Consider the following 1,197-nt stretch of genomic DNA (forward strand, 5'->3'; position numbering starts at 1 on the left):
CCGCGCCGACGGCGAGGCGGGCCGGAGGCAGAGCTCCTCCATGGGAAGCGACCGCCGGAGAGCAGCAGCGATCCCGCAGCCAGGAGCGTCAGGAACGGGGTGCGGGCGCGGTTGAGGCGCGTACGACCAGCTCGGGTTCGAACAACAGCTCGTCCCCCGGCACCACGGCCGCGTCGATCTGGGCCACCAGCAGCTCGACCGCCGCCCTGCCCATAGCGTCGATGGGCTGGCGGACCGTGGTCAGCGGCGGATCCACGCAGTTCATCAGCGCCGAGTCGTCGTATCCGATGACGGAGACGTCCTCGGGCACCGACAGTCCCGCCCGGCGCGCCGCCCTGATCGCGCCGAGGGCGAGCACGTCACTGGCGCAGATGATGCCGGTCACACCTCTGGCGATCATGCGCGTGGCGGCGGCGTGCCCGCCTTCCAGCGAGAACATCGTGTGCTCGACGTGATCGGGACCGAGATCCAGGCCGTTGGCGGCGGCGTACGCGCGGAACGCCGCGAGCTTGCGCTGGGACGGCACATGGTCGGGCGGGCCGAGCAGCATCGCGACGTCGCGGTGCCCGAGCGCCATGAGATGGGCGAGCGCGATCTCCGCGGCGGCCACGTCGTCGCACGAGACCTGGGGAAACCCGAGATGTTCGACGGCCGCGTTGACGAGCACGGTCGGCAGCTTGCGCTCCAGGACCCTTCGGTAGTGGCTGTGGGAGGCGTCTCCCTGGGCGTACAGGCCGCCCGCGAAGACCATTCCGGACACGTGCTGCTGGAGGAGCAGGTCCACATAGTCGGACTCGGAGACACCGCCCACGGTCCGGGTGCACAGCACGGACGTGAACCCCTGCTGGGCCAGCGCACCCCCGACGACCTCGGCGAACGCCGGGAAAATAGGGTTCTGCAACTCGGGGAGGACCAGGCCGACGAGCCGGCCGCGGTCGCCGCGCAACTGGGTCGGCCGTTCGTATCCCAGCACGTCGAGAGCGGTGAGCACCGCCTCCCTGGTGGCGTCGGAGACCCCCGGCTTGCCGTTGAGCACGCGACTCACCGTCGCCTCGCTCACGCCCACCTTCTTGGCCACTTCCGCAAGCCGTCGTGTCATGGACGCAACTATACGACAGCCAACGCAAGTGCTTGCGTCTACTTACGTACTTCCTTGGAAACGCCGGATGCCTCCGGCCCGCCTCGCCGTCGGCGCGA

Annotated in this window: 1 protein-coding gene; it reads right to left on the reverse strand. The window is 69.8% G+C overall.

The window, feature by feature from the left end; translation table 11 throughout:
* Positions 1–88: 88 nt before the first annotated feature.
* The gene (locus AB0O28_RS39845) at positions 89–1,099 is read right to left on the reverse strand and encodes a LacI family DNA-binding transcriptional regulator (protein WP_363648233.1); all 1,011 of its coding nucleotides are present in this window, start codon (positions 1,097–1,099) and stop codon (positions 89–91) included.
* Positions 1,100–1,197 lie beyond the last annotated feature (98 nt).

Origin of the sequence: Microbispora sp. NPDC088329 (assembly GCF_040685655.1) — a bacterium.
Lineage (GTDB): Bacteria > Actinomycetota > Actinomycetes > Streptosporangiales > Streptosporangiaceae > Microbispora.

Excerpts from the sequence above, each read along its gene's own strand:
- AB0O28_RS39845 (WP_363648233.1), bottom strand. The coding sequence starts at position 1,099 with ATGACACGACGGCTTGCGGAAGTGGCCAAGAAGGTGGGCGTGAGCGAG.